At 68.8% G+C, this 19,552-nt stretch carries 19 protein-coding genes; 10 read left to right on the top strand and 9 right to left on the bottom strand.

Going from position 1 to position 19,552, the window contains the following annotated elements; all coding sequences use genetic code 11:
- Nucleotide 1 precedes the first annotated feature (1 nt).
- Both dapC and HGK58_RS12840 read left to right on the top strand, forming a co-directional pair.
- Nucleotides 2-1,096: a succinyldiaminopimelate transaminase gene (dapC, locus tag HGK58_RS12845; RefSeq protein WP_168628006.1), complete on the top strand. Its 1,095-nt coding sequence runs from the start codon at nucleotides 2-4 to the stop codon at nucleotides 1,094-1,096.
- Between the two features lie 83 nt (nucleotides 1,097-1,179).
- Nucleotides 1,180-2,472 (top strand): citrate synthase, encoded by a 1,293-nt coding sequence (locus HGK58_RS12840; RefSeq protein WP_168628005.1) that lies wholly within the window; start codon nucleotides 1,180-1,182, stop codon nucleotides 2,470-2,472.
- A gap of 192 nt (nucleotides 2,473-2,664) precedes the next feature.
- Here HGK58_RS12840 and dapD read toward each other — a convergent pair whose 3' ends face one another.
- Nucleotides 2,665-3,618, bottom strand: a complete 954-nt coding sequence (gene dapD, locus HGK58_RS12835) for a 2,3,4,5-tetrahydropyridine-2,6-dicarboxylate N-succinyltransferase (protein WP_168628004.1) — start codon at nucleotides 3,616-3,618, stop codon at nucleotides 2,665-2,667.
- A gap of 32 nt (nucleotides 3,619-3,650) precedes the next feature.
- Here dapD and dapE point away from each other — a divergent pair, with 32 nt between their 5' ends.
- The 3 genes from dapE to HGK58_RS12820 all read left to right on the top strand — a co-directional run bounded on the left by dapE (nucleotide 3,651) and on the right by HGK58_RS12820 (nucleotide 6,159).
- Nucleotides 3,651-4,715 (top strand): succinyl-diaminopimelate desuccinylase, encoded by a 1,065-nt coding sequence (dapE, locus tag HGK58_RS12830; RefSeq protein ID WP_168628003.1) that lies wholly within the window; start codon nucleotides 3,651-3,653, stop codon nucleotides 4,713-4,715.
- Nucleotides 4,697-5,902 (top strand): mannosyltransferase family protein, encoded by a 1,206-nt coding sequence (locus HGK58_RS12825; RefSeq protein ID WP_168628002.1) that lies wholly within the window; start codon nucleotides 4,697-4,699, stop codon nucleotides 5,900-5,902. The genes dapE and HGK58_RS12825 overlap by 19 nt, the downstream gene beginning before the upstream one ends.
- Nucleotides 5,903-5,985: 83 nt before the next feature.
- The gene (locus tag HGK58_RS12820; protein ID WP_168628001.1) at nucleotides 5,986-6,159 is read left to right on the top strand and encodes a DUF3117 domain-containing protein; all 174 of its coding nucleotides are present in this window, start codon (nucleotides 5,986-5,988) and stop codon (nucleotides 6,157-6,159) included.
- 98 nt (nucleotides 6,160-6,257) lie between these two features.
- On the opposite strand, the gene HGK58_RS12815 is transcribed toward HGK58_RS12820, so the two are convergent.
- Nucleotides 6,258-6,887, bottom strand: a complete 630-nt coding sequence (locus tag HGK58_RS12815; protein ID WP_168628000.1) for an O-methyltransferase — start codon at nucleotides 6,885-6,887, stop codon at nucleotides 6,258-6,260.
- Nucleotides 6,888-6,950: 63 nt separating this feature from the next.
- On the opposite strand from HGK58_RS12815, the gene HGK58_RS12810 reads away from it, so the two are divergent.
- On the top strand, nucleotides 6,951-7,310 hold the full coding sequence (locus HGK58_RS12810; protein WP_168627999.1) for a Sec-independent protein translocase TatB: 360 nt from the start codon (nucleotides 6,951-6,953) through the stop codon (nucleotides 7,308-7,310).
- 90 nt (nucleotides 7,311-7,400) lie between these two features.
- On the opposite strand, the gene HGK58_RS12805 is transcribed toward HGK58_RS12810, so the two are convergent.
- Complete coding sequence (locus HGK58_RS12805) at nucleotides 7,401-8,948, bottom strand: succinic semialdehyde dehydrogenase (protein WP_168627998.1); 1,548 nt, start codon at nucleotides 8,946-8,948, stop codon at nucleotides 7,401-7,403.
- Between the two features lie 25 nt (nucleotides 8,949-8,973).
- On the opposite strand from HGK58_RS12805, the gene HGK58_RS12800 reads away from it, so the two are divergent.
- Together HGK58_RS12800 and HGK58_RS12795 are read left to right on the top strand one after the other, a co-directional pair.
- Entirely contained in the window at nucleotides 8,974-10,356 is a 1,383-nt protein-coding gene (locus HGK58_RS12800) for an MFS transporter (protein ID WP_168627997.1), read from the top strand.
- On the top strand, nucleotides 10,349-11,833 hold the full coding sequence (locus HGK58_RS12795) for an aminotransferase class V-fold PLP-dependent enzyme (protein WP_168627996.1): 1,485 nt from the start codon (nucleotides 10,349-10,351) through the stop codon (nucleotides 11,831-11,833). Before HGK58_RS12800 ends, HGK58_RS12795 begins: the two co-directional genes overlap by 8 nt.
- A gap of 6 nt (nucleotides 11,834-11,839) precedes the next feature.
- On the opposite strand, the gene HGK58_RS12790 is transcribed toward HGK58_RS12795, so the two are convergent.
- Both HGK58_RS12790 and HGK58_RS12785 read right to left on the bottom strand, forming a co-directional pair.
- Complete coding sequence (locus tag HGK58_RS12790; RefSeq protein ID WP_168627995.1) at nucleotides 11,840-12,499, bottom strand: response regulator transcription factor; 660 nt, start codon at nucleotides 12,497-12,499, stop codon at nucleotides 11,840-11,842.
- The gene (locus HGK58_RS12785) at nucleotides 12,496-13,641 is read right to left on the bottom strand and encodes a histidine kinase (RefSeq protein WP_168627994.1); all 1,146 of its coding nucleotides are present in this window, start codon (nucleotides 13,639-13,641) and stop codon (nucleotides 12,496-12,498) included. Before HGK58_RS12785 ends, HGK58_RS12790 begins: the two co-directional genes overlap by 4 nt.
- Nucleotides 13,642-13,847: 206 nt before the next feature.
- Here HGK58_RS12785 and HGK58_RS12780 point away from each other — a divergent pair, with 206 nt between their 5' ends.
- Nucleotides 13,848-14,498: a DUF4386 family protein gene (locus HGK58_RS12780; RefSeq protein ID WP_168627993.1), complete on the top strand. Its 651-nt coding sequence runs from the start codon at nucleotides 13,848-13,850 to the stop codon at nucleotides 14,496-14,498.
- Between the two features lie 27 nt (nucleotides 14,499-14,525).
- Here HGK58_RS12780 and HGK58_RS12775 read toward each other — a convergent pair whose 3' ends face one another.
- From HGK58_RS12775 to HGK58_RS12765, 3 genes are read right to left on the bottom strand one after another with little or no spacing between them, the layout of a single operon-like run.
- Nucleotides 14,526-15,626, bottom strand: a complete 1,101-nt coding sequence (locus tag HGK58_RS12775; RefSeq protein ID WP_246865565.1) for a P-loop NTPase — start codon at nucleotides 15,624-15,626, stop codon at nucleotides 14,526-14,528.
- A complete protein-coding gene (locus HGK58_RS12770; RefSeq protein ID WP_168627992.1) occupies nucleotides 15,623-16,138 on the bottom strand; it encodes a DUF1003 domain-containing protein in 516 nt (171 codons plus the stop codon). Before HGK58_RS12770 ends, HGK58_RS12775 begins: the two co-directional genes overlap by 4 nt.
- Nucleotides 16,128-17,447, bottom strand: coding sequence for a CBS domain-containing protein (locus HGK58_RS12765; RefSeq protein ID WP_168627991.1), 1,320 nt, complete (start codon nucleotides 17,445-17,447; stop codon nucleotides 16,128-16,130). The genes HGK58_RS12770 and HGK58_RS12765 overlap by 11 nt, the downstream gene beginning before the upstream one ends.
- A gap of 28 nt (nucleotides 17,448-17,475) precedes the next feature.
- Between HGK58_RS12765 and HGK58_RS12760 the strand changes: the two genes are divergently transcribed.
- A complete protein-coding gene (locus HGK58_RS12760; protein ID WP_227411683.1) occupies nucleotides 17,476-17,976 on the top strand; it encodes a general stress protein in 501 nt (166 codons plus the stop codon).
- A gap of 101 nt (nucleotides 17,977-18,077) precedes the next feature.
- On the opposite strand, the gene HGK58_RS12755 is transcribed toward HGK58_RS12760, so the two are convergent.
- The gene (locus HGK58_RS12755; protein ID WP_168627990.1) at nucleotides 18,078-19,550 is read right to left on the bottom strand and encodes an aminopeptidase P family protein; all 1,473 of its coding nucleotides are present in this window, start codon (nucleotides 19,548-19,550) and stop codon (nucleotides 18,078-18,080) included.
- Between the last annotated feature and the right edge of the window lie 2 nt (nucleotides 19,551-19,552).

The following is a 19,552-nucleotide window of genomic DNA, read 5'->3' as shown; positions in this document are numbered from 1 at the left end:
GGTGACGCTCGACCTACCCGACTTCCCGTGGGATGCGCTCGCGCCGTTCGCTGAGAAGGCCCGATCGCATCCGTCCGGCATCGTCGACCTGTCGGTCGGCTCCCCGGTGGACCCGACCCCCGAGATCGCGCGTGCAGCCCTCGCCGCCGCGGCGGACGCCCCCGGCTACCCGTCGACGGCCGGAACCGCCGAGCTGCGGCGCGCCATCATCGACTGGCACGCCCGCCGCCGCAACGTCTTCGAGCTGCAGGACCGGCACGTGCTGCCCCTCGTCGGCTCCAAGGAGTTCATCGCGGGCTTGGCGCTGTGGCTCGGACTCGGGCCAGACGACACCGTGGTGCAGCCATCCGTCGCCTATCCGACCTACGCGGTCGGAGCGCGCCTGGCCGGCGCGAAGCTGTTCACGGGCGACGACCCGAGTAGCTGGCCCGACGACACCAAGCTGATCTGGCTGAACAGCCCCGGGAACCCGGACGGCCGGGTGCTCGGCATCGACGAACTGCGCGCGGCCGTGCGGCGCGCGCGCGAACTGGGTGCGGTCATCGTGAACGACGAGTGCTACGCGGAACTCGGCTGGGGTTCCGAGCCGTCGACACCGTGCATCCTCGACGACCGGGTCATCGATGGCAGCCGGACCAACATCCTCGCGGTGTACTCACTCAGCAAGCAGTCGAACCTCGCCGGGTATCGTGCAGCGTTCGCTGCCGGATGCGGCGATGTGCTCGAGCGGGTGCTGACCGTCCGCAAACACCTGGGGCTCAACCCGCCCGCCCCGATCCAGGCCGCGATGGCGGCGGTGCTGGGCGACGACGCCCACGTCGCCGAGCAGCGCGAGCGTTACCGGAAGCGTCGCGAGGTGCTCATCGGCGCATTGACTGGTGCCGGGCTGCGCATCGACCACAGCGACGCCGGCCTGTACCTGTGGGCCGGCGACGGCTCCGACGCGTGGCGGCTGGTCCAGCGGTTCGCTGACCTCGGCATCCTGGTCACGCCGGGGACCTTCTACGGCGACGACCGGCACGTCCGCATCGCGGTAACGGCCACCGATGACGCGGTCGCGGATGCCGTGCGGCGGTTGGCGGCATCCGTTCGCTGAGCCGTTTGGTGACAACCGCCAACCAAAAGGGTGAACTATTGGTGGAGTCCATGATGGCCTGTTCGTCCAATTAGGCTGTACGCGTGACAGAAGCCAACGACGCCACAGCGACCCTCCACTTCCCCGGAGGATCCGCAGAGTTCCCGATCCTCGCTGCCAATGACGGCAAGGGATCGATTGACATCTCGACCTTCACGAAGCAGACCGGCTACACCGCATTCGATCCCGGTTTTGTGAACACGGCGTCGACCAAGAGCGGCATCACCTACATCGACGGCGATCAGGGCATCCTGCGCTACCGCGGCTACGACATCGCCGACCTCGCGAAGCACTCCACCTATCTCGAGGTGGCCTGGCTGCTCATCTACGGCGAATTGCCTACCGCGGTGGAATTGGACCGCTTCGAGGACCGCATCCGCCGTCACACGCTGCTGCACGAGGACCTGCGTCGGTTCTTCGACGCACTTCCGCACAACGCACACCCGATGTCGGTGCTCTCCAGCGCTGTAGGCGCGCTGTCGACCTACTACGAGGACTCACTCGACGTGCACGACCCGGAGCAGGTGGAGATCTCCACCATCCGGCTGCTCGCGAAGCTCCCGGTTATCGCCGCGTACGCGCACAAGAAGAGCCTCGGCCAAGCGTTCCTCTATCCGGACAACAGCCTCAACTTCGTCGACAACTTCCTCAAGCTGAACTTCGGCAACATGGCCGAGCCGTACGAGGTGAATCCGGTGCTGTCCAAGGCACTCGACCGCTTGCTGATCCTGCACGAGGACCACGAACAGAACGCCTCCACCTCGACCGTGCGGCTGGTCGGCTCGACCGAGGCGAACATATTCGCATCCGTCTCCGCCGGCATCAACGCGCTCTACGGCCCGCTGCACGGCGGGGCCAACGAGGCGGTGCTGAAGATGCTGCGCGAGATCAAGGAGTCCGGCGAGAGCGTCGAGCGCTTCGTCGAGCGGGTCAAGAACAAGGAAGAGGGCATCCGGCTCATGGGCTTCGGCCACCGGGTGTACAAGAACTTCGACCCGCGCGCGAAGCTCGTGAAGGAGAGCGCCGACGAGGTGCTCGCGTCGCTCGGCGTGAAGGACGACCTGCTCGACATCGCCAAGCAGCTCGAAGAGGTCGCGCTCGCCGATGACTACTTCATCGAGCGCAAGCTGTACCCGAATGTCGACTTCTACACCGGGGTCATCTACAAGGCGATGGGCTTCCCTGCCCGCATGTTCACGGTGCTGTTCGCGATCGGGCGCCTGCCCGGCTGGATCGCCCAGTGGCGCGAGATGAATGACGACCCCACCACGCGCATCGGTCGGCCACAGCAGCTGTACACAGGCAAGGGCTCGCGCCCGTTCCCGCGCTCGAACTAGCCCGGGCGTTCCCGAGCGAACGCTGACCGAATGTGCGAACGCGCAAGCAATTCCCCGCGCACTCGAGTATTTCGGCGGCGCTCGCGCTAGGCACCCGCGGCCGTGCAACGCGTCATCGCGAGTTGCCCGCTTCGGCCCCTATTTCGGGCCGATTTGGGGCGGAAGTGGGCAACTCGGTGACTTGCGGCGGGGCTAGGCGTGCAGGGCCTCATTCAGCTGCACGCCAGCGCCTGAACGCTCCAGCACCTCGACCGCTCCGGTGAGCGAGTTGCGGCGGAACAGCAGACCGGGCCTACCGGACAGCTCCTTTGCCTTGACCGAGGCCGGCGTGCCATCCGGACGCGGGGCGGCATCCACCAGCTGCACCTTGGTGCCCGCGGTGACATACAGGCCCGCCTCGACGACGCAATCATCGCCCAGCGAGATTCCGATCCCGGAGTTCGCGCCCAGCAGTGCGCGCTCGCCGATGCTGATGCGCTCGGTGCCGCCGCCGCTGAGCGTGCCCATGATCGAGGCCCCGCCGCCGATGTCCGAGCCGTCACCGACCACGACGCCCTGCGAGATCCGGCCCTCGACCATGGAAGCGCCGAGCGTCCCGGCGTTGAAGTTCACGAAACCCTCGTGCATGACGGTCGTCCCGGGGGAGAGGTGTGCGCCCAGGCGCACGCGGTTGGCGTCGGCGATCCTCACTCCCGCAGGCACGACGTAGTCGATCAGGCGCGGAAACTTGTCCAGGCTCGTCGCGGTGATGCCCGCGCGTGAGAGCACCGGACGCAGCCGGGAGTAGGCATCCGGATGCACCGGGCCGGCGTTCGTCCAGACGACGCTCGGCAGCTGGCCGAAGATGCCGTCGAGGTTGATGCTGTTCGGCCTGACCAGCAGGTGGCTGAGCAGGTGCAGGCGGAGGTAGGCGTCTGGGGTCGACGAGGCCGGCGCGTCCAGCTCGATCCGCACGGTCATGAACTCGAGCCGCACGTCGCGGCGCTCGTCCGGGCCGGTCAGCGCCTCCAGCTCGGCTGGCGCGAAATGCGGGTCGCGGTCGGCCGGAAACGTGCCGAGCGCAGGCTCGGGAAACCAGGTGTCGAGCACCGTCCCGTCGCCAGCGATTGTCGCAATCCCGTATCCCCACGCATTTCGTTCGGCCATACCTCAAGGCTAGCGACCAATAAACTGGCCGGATGACCCGCCTTGACCTGTCCGCAGCCTCCACCGAGATCATCAGGGCGGTGTGCGACATCGAGTCGGTGTCCGGCAACGAGCGAGCGCTGGCGGATGCGATCGAGCAGGCACTCGGGCCACTCGCCCATCTCGAGGTCATCCGGGACGGCGACGCGGTGGTCGCCCGCACGCGGCTGGGTCGTGAGCGTCGTGTCGTCATTGCCGGCCACATGGACACTGTGCCGGTGAACGACAACCTGCCGACCCGGCTGGAGGGCGACGTGCTCTGGGGCAGGGGCACCGTCGACATGAAGGGAGGGGTCGCGGTGCAGTTGAAGCTCGCCGCCGAGCTCACCGACCCCAGCGTCGACGTGACCTGGATCTGGTACGACAACGAGGAGGTTGCCGCCGACCTCAACGGGCTCGGGCGTCTGGCGGCCAACCGGCCGGACCTGCTCGCTGGCGACTTCGCCATCCTCGGTGAACCCACCAGCGGGCTCATCGAGGGCGGCTGCAACGGAACCATGCGGGTCGACATCCGCACCACCGGGGTGCGTGCCCACTCGGCGCGCGCGTGGGTGGGGCGGAACGCGATCCACGCTGCCGCGCCCATCCTGGCGGCGCTCGCCGCGTACGAGCCGCAGGAGATCGAGGTCGACGGGCTCGTCTACCGGGAGGGTCTCAACGCCGTCGGCATCAGCGGCGGTGTCGCGGGCAACGTCATCCCGGACGAGTGCGTCGTGTCGGTCAACTACCGCTTCGCGCCGAGCCGCAGCATCGATGACGCGTTCGCGCATGTGCGCGGGGTGTTCGCCGGGTTCGAGCTGACCCTGGTGGACGCGGCCGACGGTGCACGCCCCGGGCTCACCGATGCGCTCGCGCAGGAATTCCTCGCCGCGGTCGGTGGAGAGCCGAAACCGAAGTACGGCTGGACCGACGTCGCACGATTCGCCGCGCTCGGCATCCCAGCCGTGAACTATGGTCCCGGCGACCCGCTCCTCGCCCATACCGACGATGAGCGGGTCGAACTCGCGCAGGTGACGGAGGTCGAGCGGGGACTGCGAGCGTGGCTGACCGGCGCCTGACGACCGCCGCCCGGGTCCGCTACCGACTGACCCCGGCATGGGTCAAGGTGGTCGTCATCTGGGCGCTGTCGCGGGTCGTCAGCACGAGCCTGCTGCTCTGGTTCGCCGCCAGGCAGCCGGCGAACGCGTGGACGGATGCGCATCCGGACTACTTCTCCTTCGCCCAGCTGTGGGACGCCACCTGGTACCACTACGTCGCCGTCGCGGGCTACCCGACCGAGTTGCCGCTCACCGACGACGGGCAGGTCCGCGAGAACTCGTGGGCGTTCATGCCGGTCTACCCGTTCCTGGTGCGCGCGCTCATGCTGCTCACCGGGCTGCCATGGTCGTTCTGGTCGGTTGTGGTGTCGGTGGCGTTCTCGCTCGCGGCCGCCCTCGCCTTCCATCGGCTCATGCGAATCGTCGGCCTGCAGGCCGGCACCGCGCTGTTCTCGGTTGCGCTGTTCTGCTTCGCGCCGCTGTCGCCGCTGCTGCAGGTCGGCTACGCCGAGGCGATGCACCTCTTCCTGCTCATCGTCGCCCTGACCCTCCTGGTGCAGCGACGCTACCTCGCGCTGCTGCCGATCGTTGCCGTGATGGCGCTCACCCGGCCGAGTGGGCTGGCGTTCGCGCTGTTCCTGGGGCTGCACGTGATGCACCGCTGGTGGATCCGGTACCGCGACCCGTTCCCGGCACACGAGCGGATCGCATCCGTCGTCGCCACGGCGTTCAGCGCGGTGATGGGGTTCATGTGGCTGATCATCGCCTGGTCGGTCACCGGCTCGTTCACCGCGTACACCGACACCGAACTGGCGTGGCGCGCGCCGTACATCGGCTACAGCGAGCTGGTGCCGTTCACCCCGTGGATCCAGAGCGCCGGATGGTGGATGACCGGACCGATGGGGTTCATCGTTCTCGGACTGGTTGTCGTGGCGTTCTTCGCCTTCCTGTTCACGCCGTGGGCGAAGCGCATCGGCGTCGACCTGCGGTTGTGGGTAGCCAGCTACGGCATCTACCTGCTCGCGGTGTTCTTCCCGCAGTCGAGCACGTTCCGCCTGCTGATGCCGATGTTCCCGCTTGTCGGGGCGCTTGCCCAGCCGCGCTCGCGCGTCTACCGGGTCGCCATCCTGATCGTCTTCATCATCGGCCAGTGGGTGTGGTTGTACTACTGCTGGTGGATCGACGGACGCGACTGGACACCACCGTGATCGGCCGTTTTTGAGGGTCCGTTTCATGACCCGCCCAGAATGCGAGATAATGGAGACTACAAATCCACGAAAGGGGACCATTCATGGCAGCCATGAAGCCGAGGACCGGTGACGGACCGATGGAGGCTGTTCGCGAGGGTCGGCTCATCATCGTCCGAGTGCCGCTCGAGGGCGGTGGCCGCTTGGTGGTTTCAGTCAACGACGCAGAGGCCAAGGAGCTTCACGACGCGCTCGCGGGCGTTGTCACCGCAAGCTGACCTCGACAAGTCGATACCTCTTCGGCGCGCCGGTCCATGGACTGGCGCGCCGCAGTAATTCCGGGCGGCTAGTCCATTCCGGGCGCTGGCCGGCGGTGCTATTCGACCCGCACGAGTTGGAGCAGCCCGTCGCCGACCGGCGTGAGCGCGCTGATCACGGCATCCGACGCGGATGTCTCGCGCAGCAGCGTGCGGAACGCTGCGACCGTGTCGTCGCGCCGCACCGGGTCCGCGACGTGCCCGCGCCAGAGCGCGTGTGCGACCAGCACCGTGCCGCCCATCCGCACCAGGCGGAGACCGTGCTCGACGTACTCGATGACCGAGGCGGGGTCGGCGTCCACCAGGACGATGTCGTAGGCCTGCTCATTCATGCGCGGCAGCACCTCGCGCGCGCGACCGGTGATGAGCCTCAGCCGATTCGCCGGGATGCCCGCGTCGAGAAAGTTCTTGCGCGCCGTCTGCTGGTGCTCGGCTTCGATGTCGATGGAGGTCAGGACCGCGTTCGGGGCGCCGGCCAGCAGCCACAGTCCGCTCACGCCGACACCGGTGCCGATCTCGATGATGTTTTCGGCGTTCGTGGCCGCGGCGATCACCGCCAGCTGCGCACCGGTGGCAGGGGAGACAGCTTCGACGCCGAGCTCGATCGACTGCGCGCGCGCGTGCATGATGTCCTCGTGCTCAAGCACGAGATCCTCGGCGAACTTCCAATCGGACACTTTGTCGGTCACATGCGCTCCTTGTCGCCCACCACTCTACGGCCGCCGGAGGCCCGCAACGGTTAGTCTGGTGGAGTGTTCGGGTTGACCTTCGAGAAGCTGCTGCTCATCGGCGTGCTTGCGGTCTTCCTGCTCGGCCCGGACCGCCTCCCGCACTACGCGTCGCAGCTCGCCCGGCTGGTGAAATCGCTCAAGCGAATGGCCGATGGCGCCAAGGACCGGATGCGAGACGAGCTCGGCCCCGACTTCGACGACGTCGACTGGAAGAAACTGGATCCGCGCCAGTACGACCCGCGCCGCATCATCCGGGAAGCCCTCATCGAGGAACCGGAGCCCGCCCCGGCCATGCCCCGGATGGAATCGGCTTACGCGAAGCGCAAGCGTCGCCTCGAGGAGCAGGGCAAGCAGGCTCCGTTCGACATGGAGGCCACCTAGCCGGAGCGGCTCGCGCGGGTCGAACACCCGCGCGCGGGTCAAATTGGACGCGAGAGTGGAAGATGCACCCGCGCGAGCGGGAACGGGCGGTCAGCGGGCGCGCAGGAACTTCAGCGCCCTGAGCGCCGCGAGCGTCAGCCCGCCCAGACGCGCAGCTTCGGCGCCCGTCCGGGGCAGGGTGAACAGCCCGGTCGCCTCGGACACGGTGCGCGCATCGACGTAGCGCAGCAGCCCCTCGGGACCGTTGCGGCGGCCCAGTCCGGAGCGCTTCACTCCACCCATCGGCGCGTCGACAGAGGAGAAGGTCGCCCGGAAGCCCTCGTTGATGTTGATCGTCCCCGCCTGCAGCCCATCGGCCAGGCGGCGGGCCCGCGCCCGCGACCCGCTGAAGATCGACGCGTTCAGCCCGAATTCCGAGTCGTTGGCCGCGACAATCGCTTCCTCCTCCGAGTCGACGACGCTGATCGCGACAACCGGCCCGAAGGTCTCGGCGGCGAAGCACTCCATCTGCTCGGTGACGCCGGTCAGCACCGTCGGCTCGTAGAACAGCGGGCCCAGCTCCGGCCGACGCTTGCCACCGGTGAGCACGGTCGCTCCCTTCGCGACCGCATCCTGAACGTGCGCCTCGACGTGTTCGAGCTGGCTCGGCAGCGTCAGGGAGCCGAGATCCACCGAGTTGTCATACGCCGCTCCCAGCGTGAGGCTTTCGGTGCGCGCAACGAACTCGGCGATGAACTCCGCAGCTATCGGCCGCTGCACGTAGATGCGCTCGATCGACACGCACAACTGGCCCATCGACGAGAAGCACGCGTTCACCGCATCCTTCGCCGCCGAAGTCACGTTGACGTCGTCGAGCACGATCATCGGGTTCTTCCCGCCCAGCTCGAGCGACGCGCCCTTGAGCGCCGCTGCCGCCTGGGTGCCGACCCGAATGCCGGTGGCGGTGGACCCTGTGAAGGCGACGTAGTCGGCGGCGTCGATCACCGCACCGCCGATCTCAGTTCCCGGCCCGGCGACAACACCCCACAAGTCCGACGGGAGCCCGGCGTCGATGAACGCCTGCCGCACCGCCAGAGTCGTGAGAGCACCCTGGTTGTCCGCCTTCTGCAGCACGCCGTTGCCGGATGCGAGTGCGGGCACGACATCCATCAGCGCCAGTGCGATGGGGTAGTTCCAGGGCGTGATCACGCCGATCAGGCCCTTGGCGCGGTAGCCGACCCTGGTCCGGTAGGCGAGCGGGACGAGACCGCGGCGGGCGCGGGTGCGGAGGGTGTCGCGCGCGATGATGGCGTAATAGCGCGTCGCGGTGACGCCCATGCCGAGATCCTCGAAGGCGTGCAGGCGGGCCTTGCCGGTCTCCGCCTGCAGGATGTCGAGCAGCTCCTCGCGACGCTCGAGCAGCAGGTCGTGGGCCCGCAGCAGAACCTCACGGCGGTGCTCGAAGCCGGCGTGGCTCCAGGACAACTGGGCGAGGCGGGCCCGCGCCGCGGCATCCGCGACGTCGTCGAGGGAACTGAGCGGAAGCTCGTGCAGCAGCTCGCCGGTGAACGGCTGGTTGACCGCGGCGGTTTCGCCGCTGGTTGCGGTGAGGCCGCGGTGACCCTCGGTCGCGGCGCGGGTAACGGGCAAGGCCGACATGAGGGTAACGCTACACTTTCTTCGCATGACCGCACCGTCGCGCTCCGCCCAATCGACGCTGCCGAAGAAGACCATCGCGAGGTATGCGATCGGGTCGATCGGCACCGGCGGCTTCGGCACCCTGCCAGGGCTGGTGCTTGTCTACTACCTGACCGACACCCTCGGGGTCGCGGCGCTGCTCGCCGGCGTGCTGGTGACCGCCGCGAAGATCTGGGACGTCATCATCGACCCGATCCTCGGCGCGCAAAGCGACCGCAGCCTCGCACACACCGGGTCCAGGCGCCGCTTCATGGTGATCGGCGCGGTCACGCTCCCGGTGTTCTTCGCGCTCACCTTCGCGGTGCCGGCCGGGCTGGACCCGGTGGTCTCCGGCGTGTGGGTGCTGCTGGCTTTCATACTGACTGCCACCTCGTTCAGCCTGTTCCAGGTGCCCTACATCGCCCTTCCCGCCGAGTTGACCAGCAGCTACGACGACCGGACACGCCTACTGACCTGGCGGGTTGTTGTGCTCACATTCGCGATCCTGCTGTTCGGCGCTGGTGGCCCAGAACTGCGCGCGCTCGGCGGTGGCGAGCACCTCGGCTACCTGCTGATGGCGGTCGTGGCCGGTCTGGTAATCGGTGCCGGCATGTACGTGTCCAGCTCGGTCGCGCCGCGCGGCGTCGACCTGGCCGGCCCGGCGCCGAAGGTGTCGATCGCCGAGAACTATCGCAGCGGCATCCGGGCGCTGCAGCGCAGTCAGCCGTTCCGGGCGCTGCTGCTCACCTTCGTGCTGCAGGGCCTGGCAACCGGGCTCATGCTCGCCGGCGCGCAGTACGTCGCGACCTGGGTGCTCGACAGTGAGCGGGCGGTGACGCTGCTGTTCGTAGCGCTGATCGCCCCGGCGCTGCTCGCCGCCCCGGTGTGGGGTCTCATCGCGCGCGGCATCGGCAAGGAGCGCGCGTTCATGTTCGCGAGCATCCTGTTCGGGCTGGCCGCGCTCAGCCTCACCGGGATGTTGTGGGAGCCCGGCGTTTGGGTATACGTGCCGGTCGCGGTCGCCGGTGCCGCTTACGCGGGCATGCAGTCGCTGCCGATGGCGATGCTGCCGGATGTCATCTCGCACGACGCCCGCCGCGCCGGCGAGGGCAAGGCCGGCGCCTTCAGCGGCGTGTGGACCGCCGGGGAGACCGCGGGCATGGCGCTCGGCGCGACCGTGCTGACCATCGTGCTCGCCCTCACCGGATACGCCGAGTCGGTCGCCGGTGTCGACATCGAACAGACGCCGCGCGCGGTCGCCGGTATCGTGCTGAGCTTCAGCGTCGTGCCCGCGGCGATCATCGCCGTCAGCCTGGTGTCGCTGTCCCGGTATGGGCTGCGCCGCGCGTTCATCGAGCAGCCGGCGGCGGAGGAGACGCAGGATGCTTGAACGGCGGCCATCCGACCTGCTGGCCCGGCTCGGCGAGCTGCGCGCTCTTGACGCGCCGACGCACGGCGGGCGCGTGCTGTCCTACGTCTACGACTCCGGGCTGGCCGAGCTGGACGAGCTCGCGGCCGACGCGATGCGCCTGGTCCAGCCGGTCAATGGGCTCGACCCGACCACCTTCACCTCGGTCGCGACGATGGAGCGCGAGGTCATCGCCTTCGCGCGTACCATGCTGCACGGTGACGACGACGTCGTCGGCAACGTTACGAGCGGCGGCACCGAGAGCTGCCTGCTCGCGGTGAAGACCGCGCGCGACTTGTGGCAGCGGGAGCATCCGGATGCCCGGGGTCGCCTGGTTGCGCCGGTGACCGCCCACGCGGCATTCCAAAAGGCGGCGCACTACTTCGGGCTCAAGCTGGACCTGGTTCCAGTCGATGCCGACGGGGTGGTGTCCGCCGACGACCTGATCGATCGGCTCGGCCCGGATGTCGCGCTTGTGGTGGTGTCGGCGCCGAATTATCCGTTCGCCGGGCTTGACCCGGTCGGGCGGGTGGCGGCCGCCGCTGCCGAGCGCGGCATCTCCTGCCACGTCGACGCCTGCATCGGCGGGTGGGTGCTGCCCTGGCTGGACACGCCCGAGCCGTGGGACTTCCTGGTGCCCGGTGTCACGAGCATCAGCGCCGACCTGCACAAGTACGGTTACGCACCGAAGGGTGCATCCGTGCTGCTGCATCGCGGACGCGACCGGCATCGGGCCCAGTACTTCGCGACCACGCTCTGGCCGGGATATCCGGTCGTCAACCCGACGATGCTCGGGTCGAAGTCGGCCGGCGCGCTCGCCGCGGCGTGGGCGATCATCGGCGCGCTCGGACGGTCGGGCTTCGCCGAGCTGGCCGCGTCGACGGCGGCGTCGACCGCCGCGCTGGTCGCGGTGGTTGAGGGCACCGAGGGGTTGCGGGTGGTCGGCGATCCGGTCGGGCCGCTGTTCGCCGTCGCGACCGACGAGTCGGTGGATGCCGACCGGCGGGTCGACCCGCACCACTGGGCCGACCGGGTCCGCCAGCACGGGTTTCTGCTGCAGCTGCAGCCGGGATTCCAGCAGCCGGATGGCAGCAGGCTGCCGCGCACCACCCACCTGACCATCACCCCGGTGACCGCCGAAGTGCTGCCTGAGCTGAGTGCCGCCCTGATCGCGGCCGCGGCTGAGGTGCGGGGTGTGCCGCCGGTGTCAGCGGAGCAGGTGCTGGCGTCGCTGCCGGCCGGGCTGGTCGGGGTCGCCGGTCTCGGTGCCGCCGACCTGCTGCCGCTGGATTCGGATGCCGCCGGCGCGATCCTCCAGGCGATCGGCCTCGGCGCGGACGGTGGGGCGCTGCCCGACCGGATGGCGCCGTTCATGGCGCTCATCGAGGCGTTGCCTGCTGCCCTCACCGAGCGGCTGTTGACCGAACTGCTCGCGCGGCTGGTCGAACCCGCCGCCTGAGCCTGGTCACACCGGGTCGCCGGGCCGAACCAGCCCGGACTCGTAGCCGAGCACCACCGCCTGTGCCCGGTCGCGCAGATTCAGCTTCGCGAAGATGCGCGTCACATGGGTCTTCACGGTGGCCGCGCTGATCGAGAGGCGCGCGGCGCACTGGGCGTTCGAGAGCCCGCGCGCCACCAGGGTGAAGACCTCGAGCTCCCGCTCGGTCAGCACGCGCAGCGAGGGGTCCAGTGCGCCGGGCGCCGGCCCGCGGGTGAACCGCTCAACAAGCCTGCGCGTCACCCCGGGCGCCAGGAGCGCACCGCCCCGGGCAACAGTGCGTACGGCGTGCACCAGGTCGACCGGATCGACATCCTTCAGCAGGAATCCGCTCGCTCCGGCGCGCAGCGCCTCGTGCACGTACTCGTCGGCGTCGAAGGTCGTCAGCACCAGCACCTTGGCCGCAATGCCCTGCGCCGCTAGGGTGCGGATCGCCTCCAGACCGTCGACCTGCGGCATCCGGATGTCCATGAGCACGACGTCGACGCTGTGGCTGCGCAGATAATCGATCACCTCGCCGCCGTGCGCCGCCTCGCCGACGACCTCGAGGTCGGGCTCCGATTCGAGGATCATGCGGAATCCGCTGCGGACGAGCGGGTGGTCGTCGGCCACGAGGACGCGGATCACGCCGTCGCTCCGGTCGGCAACAGTGCGCGCACCGTGAACCCGCCGGTCGGATCCGGCGCTGCCGTCAGCTCGCCGCCGCAGAGTCGCGCTCGTGCTCGCATGCCGTCGATGCCGTGACCGCCCCCGGTTGCCGACGGCTGGCGCGGTTGCCCGCCGGTGTCGGAGACCAGCACGTCGAGGCGATCGCCGGTGATGCCGATCGTCACGGTTGCGCTGGCGCCAGGGGCATGACGGAGCGTGTTGGTGAGCGCCTCTTGCACGATCCGGTACGCCGCGAGGTCGATCGGCTGGGGCAGCCGCTCGACACAACCGTCTCGAATGTCGAGGCAAATGTCGGTGGGAAGACCGGAGCGGCGCATCGCCTCTGCAAGTTCTTCGATCCGCGCCAGGCCCGGATTCGGCGCGCTCCCCGGCCCCGACCCGGTGGACTTCAGACCGAGCAGGAAGCGCAGCTCGGCCAGCGCATCCTTGCCGGTAGAACGCACCGACTCGATGGTCGACCGAGCCGCGATCGGGTCGCGTTCCAGGATCCGGGTGACGGCACCCAGTTGCACGACCATCACGCTCAGCGTGTGCGTGAGCACGTCGTGCATCTCCCGCCCCATCCGCTCGCGCTCGGCGATCGTCGCCTCGCGCACGCGTTCCTCGCGCTCTCGCTCGAGTGCGGCGGACAGCGAGCGCAATTCGTCGATGTGCTGCTGGCGATCCCGGATGATGCGGCCTGCGCCCCAGGGAGCGATCACGATGAGGGTGGTGAATGCGAAGCTGGCGACGGACGGTTCGTCGGCGAGTGCGACGGCGAGCCAGTCGCAGAGCAGTGCGACAGCGAGGGCGGCGAGAGCGCGCCGTCGTTCGGTGTGCGCCGCGGCTGTGTAGAGCGTCAGGATGAGCGCGATCACCGCGCCGTAGCCCTGACTGGTGATGTCCCCGCCGAAGCCCTCCTCTAGGAGCAGGACGCTCCAGCCGACCGTGACGGCGGTGAACGGGGCGGTGTGCCGCCAGGCCACCGGAAGTGTCATTCCCAGCATTCCGAGCACGCCGAATTCAGTCAGAGAGCCGTCGCTGGCGAGTTGGACGAATCCCGCCGCCACAAGCAGGCCGGCCAGCACGAGATCGACAATCCACGGGCGAATGCGGGGCATCGAACGCCCACGCGGAAGCCGGCTGAATCCTCGACCCGGCTGCGACATTCGATCACCGTACCAACGGATGCGCCACCGGGCCATCGACCGTGGGGGTAGAGCGTGTACGACCAGGGTCGTACCGGGTTCGCCGCGTCAGCCGACGACAGCGTTCCGGGCCGTCCGTACCGTGAGGTGTTCCGATTCACCTCGACAAAGGAGTTTCCATGTCGCACCGCGCGGGCGCTATCGCCCTCATCGCTGCACCGATCTTCGGCCTCGCCGCCACCCTGACGCTTCCGGAGCTGCCGGCTGACGGCGCAGCGCGACTGGGGGTGATCGAGGCTGAGTCGACCAGGTTCCTCGTCGCCAACCTGCTGCTGCTGGTGTCGTTCACGTTGTTCGTGCTTGCGGTGCTCGCGTTGCGAAGGCGGCTTGCCGAGCGCGGATCCCGGTGGGGCGCCGCGGCGGCACTCGCGGCAGCCGTCGGCTGGGTCATGCACAATGCCATCGTCGGCATGGTGATGTCGCAGCTTCCGATGGCGCAGGCCGAGGATCGTGCCGGCGCGGGGGCGCTCTCCGAGGCGCTGTTCGAGGGCGTTGGGTTCACGGCGGTCCTGCTGCCGATGCTGGTGCTCACCGAGATCGGCACGATTCTGCTGGTCATCGCGCTCTGGCGCGCCGGCTTGGCGCCGCTGTGGGCGAGCATCGTGGTGATCCTCGGACTGGTTTCCGAGTTCGTCGCACCAACGCCGTTCGATGGCATCGCGCTGTACGCGCTCCTCACGGTCGGCTTCGGCGGGATCGCGCTCCGGCTGCTGGCGATGCCGCAGGTGCCCGCACCCGACGCGTTGCCCTCCGAGGCGGCCAACGCCTGACGGGCGGGCCGGCAGGGGCAGCCGCGGTCAGGTGACGCGTAGGCCGAGTTTCCGGCCGGCGAGGCCGCGCGGGCGCACCGCGAGCGTTGCGGCCAGGTCGGTGATCGCTCGGGCGGCCGGGTCATCCGAATGCGTCAGCACCACGGGAGCGCCCGTGTCGCCTCCCTCGCGCAGCGGCACGCTGAGTGGCACCGACGTGAGCAGCGGCACCCCGAGGCGCTCCGCTGTCGCCGCACCGCCGCCGGTTCCGAACAGGTCGAGCACCGTGCCATCCGGTTGCACCAGCCCGGCCATGTTCTCCACAACGCCGATCACCTGCTGCCCTGTCTTGCGGGCGACGACGCCGCTGCGCTCGGCAACGTCAGCTGCGGCTGCCTGCGGTGTGGTCACCACGACCACCTCGGCCTGCGGCAGCAGCTGCCCGATCGAGATCGCCACGTCGCCGGTGCCCGGCGGCAGGTCGAGCAGCAGCACGTCCAGGTCGCCGAAATACACGTCGGTGAGGAACTGGTTGATCGTGCGGTGCAGCATCGGCCCGCGCCAGGCGACGGCGGTGCCGGAGCCATCGACGAACATCCCGATCGAGATGACCTTCACGTCGTGCGCGATCGGCGGCAGGATCATGTCGCCGACCTTGGTCGGCTTGGCGTTGGCGAGGCCCAGGATGCCGGGGATCGAGAAGCCGAACACGTCGGCGTCGACGATGCCGACGCGCAGTCCGCGGGCCGCGAGCGCGACGCCGAGGTTCGCGGTGAGTGTCGACTTGCCGACACCGCCCTTGCCGCTCGTGATCGCGTAGATGCGGGTCAGCGAGTCGGGCGGGAACTGACTGCCGCGGCGTGCGCCGTGCAGCCGCTCGGTGAGCGCGGTGCGCTCCTCCGGGGACATGACGGACACGTTCACCGTGACAGCCGTGATCCCCGCGACCGAGCCCGCCGCCTCACGCACATCGCGTTCGATCGTGTCGGCCGCCGGGCATCCGACGATCGTCAGCTTGATGTCGACCGTCGCATGCGAATCGCTGACCGCGACGCCACCGATCATCCCGAGCTCGGCAATCGGCTTGCGAATCTCGGGATCGATGACCCGGGTGAGGGCGGAGCGGACGGATGCGACCAGGTCAGTCAACCGTCGGTCTCCGCCTTCTCGGTGTCTTTGTCGCGCTCCAACTCCTCGAGCAGGGCACGCAGCTCGGCGCGGATGAAGTCCTTGCTCGCCAGGTCGCGCACCATGAGCCGGAGGGCGACGACCTCACGCGCCAGGTACTCGGTGTCGGCAAGGTTGCGCTCTGCGCGCTGCCGGTCCTGTTCGATCTGCACTCGGTCGCGGTCGTCCTGCCGGTTCTGCGCGAGCAGGATGAGCGGTGCAGCGTAGGACGCCTGCAGCGACAGGATCAGGGTGAGCGCGGTGAACCCGAGCGCGGCGGAGTCGAAGCGCCACTGCACCGGGGCGATCACGTTGTAGAGGAGCCACGCGCCGCAGAACAGGGTGAGCGCGAGCAGGAACCAGGGGGTGCCCATTGCGCGCGCGACGGACTCGGTGAACCGGCCGAACCGATCGCTGGGCTGGCCGAGCCGGTGCACGAAGGGACCGCGCAGACCCTTCGGCGAGGAGAGGTCGTCACGGTTGTCACGTGCCATCGGTCGTCCTCCTCTTCGGCCTGTTCACCACACTGATCGGGCTGGTATCCGCGCGGATGAGCTTCGCGGGCTCATCCTCGTCGTGACTTCGCCAGTCCTCAGGCAGCAGGTAGTCGAGCACGTCGTCGATGGTGACGACGCCCACGAGGTGGTGCTGATCATCGACGACCGGCACGGAGACCAGGTCGTAGCTGGCGAGGATGCGGCTGACCTCCGCCGCCGACGTATCGGCGCGCACGGGGTCGAGCTTCTGGTCCAGGATGGTGCCCAGCCGTTCCATGGGCGGGTAGCGCAGCATCCGCTGGAAGTGGACGACACCGAGGAAGCGCCCGGTCGGCGGTTCGTACGGCGGCAGGGTCACGCAGATGGCGGCACCGAGGGTGGGGGCCAGGTCGGCGCGCCGGATGAGGGCGAGGCCCTCCGCAACGGTCGTGTCGGCCGAGACGATCACCGGCTCGGTCGTCATCAGACCGCCGGCGGTGTCCGGGGCGTAGGCGAGGAGCATCCGGACGTCCTCCGCCTCCTCCGGCTCCATGAGCTCGAGGAGGGTCTCGCCGCGTTCCTCGCTCAGCTGGGCGATCAGGTCGGCGGCGTCATCCGGCTGCATCTGGTCGAGGACGTCCGCTGCACGGGCATCCGGAAGGTTGTTCAGGATCTCGACCTGCTCTGTCTCCGGCATCTCCTCGAGCACGTCGGCCAGTCGGTCGTCGCTGAGTTCCTCGGCAATCTCGAGCATCCGCTGTTCTGGCAGGTCGAGGAGTGCATTGGCGAGGTCGGCCGGCAGCAGGTCTTCGTAGGTGGCCAGCAGCTGGCTGGACGACTGGGCCTCGCCTGGGTGAGTGCGCTCGCGGACCTCCTCCCAGCGGGCGAACACGGTCGAGCCCTTGGCGAACGGCGATGGGCTGGTCTTCGGCCGGCGCAGGAACAGCTCGCCGATCGCCCATTCGCCGGGCGCCGCCTCTTCGATCGCGATGTCCTCGATGGTCGCGGTGCCCGACCCATCGGCGAGGGTCACATTGCGGCCGAGCATCTCCGCGATCACACGCACCTCGCCGCCGCGCTGCTCGAAGCGGCGCAGGTTGATCAGCCCAGTGGTGATGACCTGCCCGCTGCCGATGCTCGTCACCCGGCCGATGGAGAGGAAGATGCGACGACGTCCGGGGACTTCAACGACGAAACCGACCACGCGCGGAGCCAGCTTTCGGCGGTACACGACGAGCACGTCGAGCACGCGCCCGACCTTGTCGCCGGCCGGGTCGAAGACCGCGCTGCCGGCGAGCCTGGCGACGAAGACTCTGGTGGCGTTCACGCTATAACCGTACCCGCCGCATGGAAGAATGACTGAGGTGACGAGTCAGAGTGGTGTGCCGCGTCGTGGGCGGCTTTTGCCCACGGTTCCCAAAGGGGACGTGCTCGGCGGTTTCGACAGCTATGAGGAGGCGCAGGCGGTCGTCGATCGTCTGGTGAAGGCCGAATTCCCGGTGAAGCACATTTCCATCGTCGGCAGCGACCTGAGGTCGGTAGAGCGGGTGACCGGTTCGATGTCGTACGGCAGGGCGGCGCTGGCCGGCGCCGCGAGCGGCGCGTGGCTCGGGCTGTTCTTCGGTTTGCTGCTGTTCATCTTCACGCCGACCCCGAACGCGGTGCTCTACATCGGTGCGGCGGTGCTCATCGGAGCGGGCTTCGGGATGATGTTCGGCCTCGTCAGCTACTCGCTGAACCGCCGTCGGCGCGACTTCACCTCCACCAACCAGGTGGTCGCCAGCCGCTATGAGGTCATCGTGGACCCGGCGTTCACCATCCGGGCTCAGGAACTCCTGACCCGCGCCGCGCCGTAGTGCCGCGTCATTTGAGTGGGCCCGTCATTGAGTCGGGAGTTGTTGCCGTTTTGACGCGCGGATAAGGGCCACAACTCCCGACTCGATGAACTGGCGGGGTCTCAGCGCAGCCACGCTTCGACGTCGTCGACGGTGCGCGGGATCCCGATGGACAGGTTCTCGGCGCCGTCGGCGGTCACCAGGATGTTGTCCTCGATCCGCACCCCGATGCCGCGGAACTCCTCTGGCACCGTCAGGTCATCCGGCTGGAAGTACAGGCCGGGCTCGATGGTGAACACCATGCCCGGCTCGAGCACGCCGTCCAGGTACATGTCGCGTCGCGCCTGCGCGCAGTCGTGCACGTCCATCCCCAGGTGGTGGCTGGTGCCGTGCACCATGTACCGGCGGTGGTACTGCGCATCCGGCTCGATCGACTCCTCGGCCGACACCGGCAGCAGCCCCCACTCGGCCGTCTTGCGCGCGATGACCGCCATCGCCGTCTGGTGGATCTCCCGGAACCGGATGCCGGGACGCACGATCGCGAACGCTGCATCCGCCGCCTCCAGCACGGCCTCGTACACCGTGCGCTGCACGTCGGTGAAGGTGCCGTTGATCGGCAGGGTGCGGGTGATGTCGGCGGTGTAGTAGCTGTCCAATTCGATGCCCGCGTCCAGCAGGATCAGGTCGCCCTCACGCACCGGGCCGTCGTTGCGGGTCCAGTGCAGGATGCACGCGTGCGCGCCGGATGCCGCAATCGTGTCGTAGCCGACCGTGTTGCCCTCCGCGCGTGCGCGCCGGTTGAAGGTCCCCTCGACCAGCCGCTCACCGCGCGGGTGCGCGATGATCTCCGGACGGTCGGCGATGACATCGTCGAAGCCCTTCTTCGTCGCGGCGACGGCGAGGCGCATCTGCTCGACCTCGAACTCGTCCTTGACCAGACGCAACTCGGAGAGGTCACGTGCGAGCTGCGCATCCCCATCGTTGTCGACCGACTCGGCATCCGCCGCCAACAGCCGACGCCCGTCGATCTGGTCGGTGAGGTCACGATCGGCCTCACGCACGATGAGCGTGTCCGCGTCGACGCTGTCGATCACGCTCTCCAAGTCGGCGATGCCGCGTGACTCGATGCCGAGGTCACCGGCGACCTGCGCGAGCGACGGGCGCGCCCCGATCCAGAACTCGCCGATGTCCGGATTGGCGTAGAACTCGTCGGAGTCGCGGCCGGCCCGCTCCCGGAAGTAGAGGGTCGCCTCGTGGCCGTAGCCGGTCGGCTCGAGCACGAGCACAGAGCCCGGCTCGGAATCGGAGCCCCAGCCGGTCAGGTGGGCGAACGCGGAGTGCGCGCGGTAGGCGTAGTCGGTGTCGTTGGACCGCACCTTCGCGGCCCCGGCCGGGATGATCAGCCGCTTGCCCGGGTACAACTCGGAAATCCGGGCGCGCCGCTTCGCCGCGAACAGCGCGTGCTCGCGCGGTGACGGAACGCTGTCCTCCCGGTCGGCCCAGTGCTGCGAGATGTAGCTCTTGAAGACGTCGCTGCCGGGCGTCGTGGAGCGGTTGCTGGTCGCGCGGGGAGCGGGGTTCTTGGATTCGGCCATGC

Source organism: Cryobacterium sp. BB307, assembly GCF_012274275.1.
GTDB lineage: Bacteria > Actinomycetota > Actinomycetes > Actinomycetales > Microbacteriaceae > Terrimesophilobacter.
This window is presented reverse-complemented; position numbering and strand designations above follow the sequence as displayed.

Bases quoted from the DNA above. Each gene is read 5' to 3' on its own strand.
- dapE (WP_168628003.1), top strand. From the start codon at position 3,651: ATGACCCGCCTTGACCTGTCCGCAGCCTCCACCGAGATCATCAGGGCG.
- HGK58_RS12760 (WP_227411683.1), top strand. From the start codon at position 17,476: ATGACTGAGGTGACGAGTCAGAGTGGTGTGCCGCGTCGTGGGCGGCTT.
- HGK58_RS12820 (WP_168628001.1), top strand. From the start codon at position 5,986: ATGGCAGCCATGAAGCCGAGGACCGGTGACGGACCGATGGAGGCTGTT.
- HGK58_RS12785 (WP_168627994.1), bottom strand. From the start codon at position 13,641: ATGCCCCGCATTCGCCCGTGGATTGTCGATCTCGTGCTGGCCGGCCTG.
- HGK58_RS12805 (WP_168627998.1), bottom strand. From the start codon at position 8,948: ATGTCGGCCTTGCCCGTTACCCGCGCCGCGACCGAGGGTCACCGCGGC.
- HGK58_RS12795 (WP_168627996.1), top strand. From the start codon at position 10,349: ATGCTTGAACGGCGGCCATCCGACCTGCTGGCCCGGCTCGGCGAGCTG.
- HGK58_RS12780 (WP_168627993.1), top strand. From the start codon at position 13,848: ATGTCGCACCGCGCGGGCGCTATCGCCCTCATCGCTGCACCGATCTTC.
- HGK58_RS12755 (WP_168627990.1), bottom strand. From the start codon at position 19,550: ATGGCCGAATCCAAGAACCCCGCTCCCCGCGCGACCAGCAACCGCTCC.
- HGK58_RS12770 (WP_168627992.1), bottom strand. From the start codon at position 16,138: ATGGCACGTGACAACCGTGACGACCTCTCCTCGCCGAAGGGTCTGCGC.
- dapD (WP_168628004.1), bottom strand. From the start codon at position 3,618: ATGGCCGAACGAAATGCGTGGGGATACGGGATTGCGACAATCGCTGGC.
- HGK58_RS12800 (WP_168627997.1), top strand. From the start codon at position 8,974: ATGACCGCACCGTCGCGCTCCGCCCAATCGACGCTGCCGAAGAAGACC.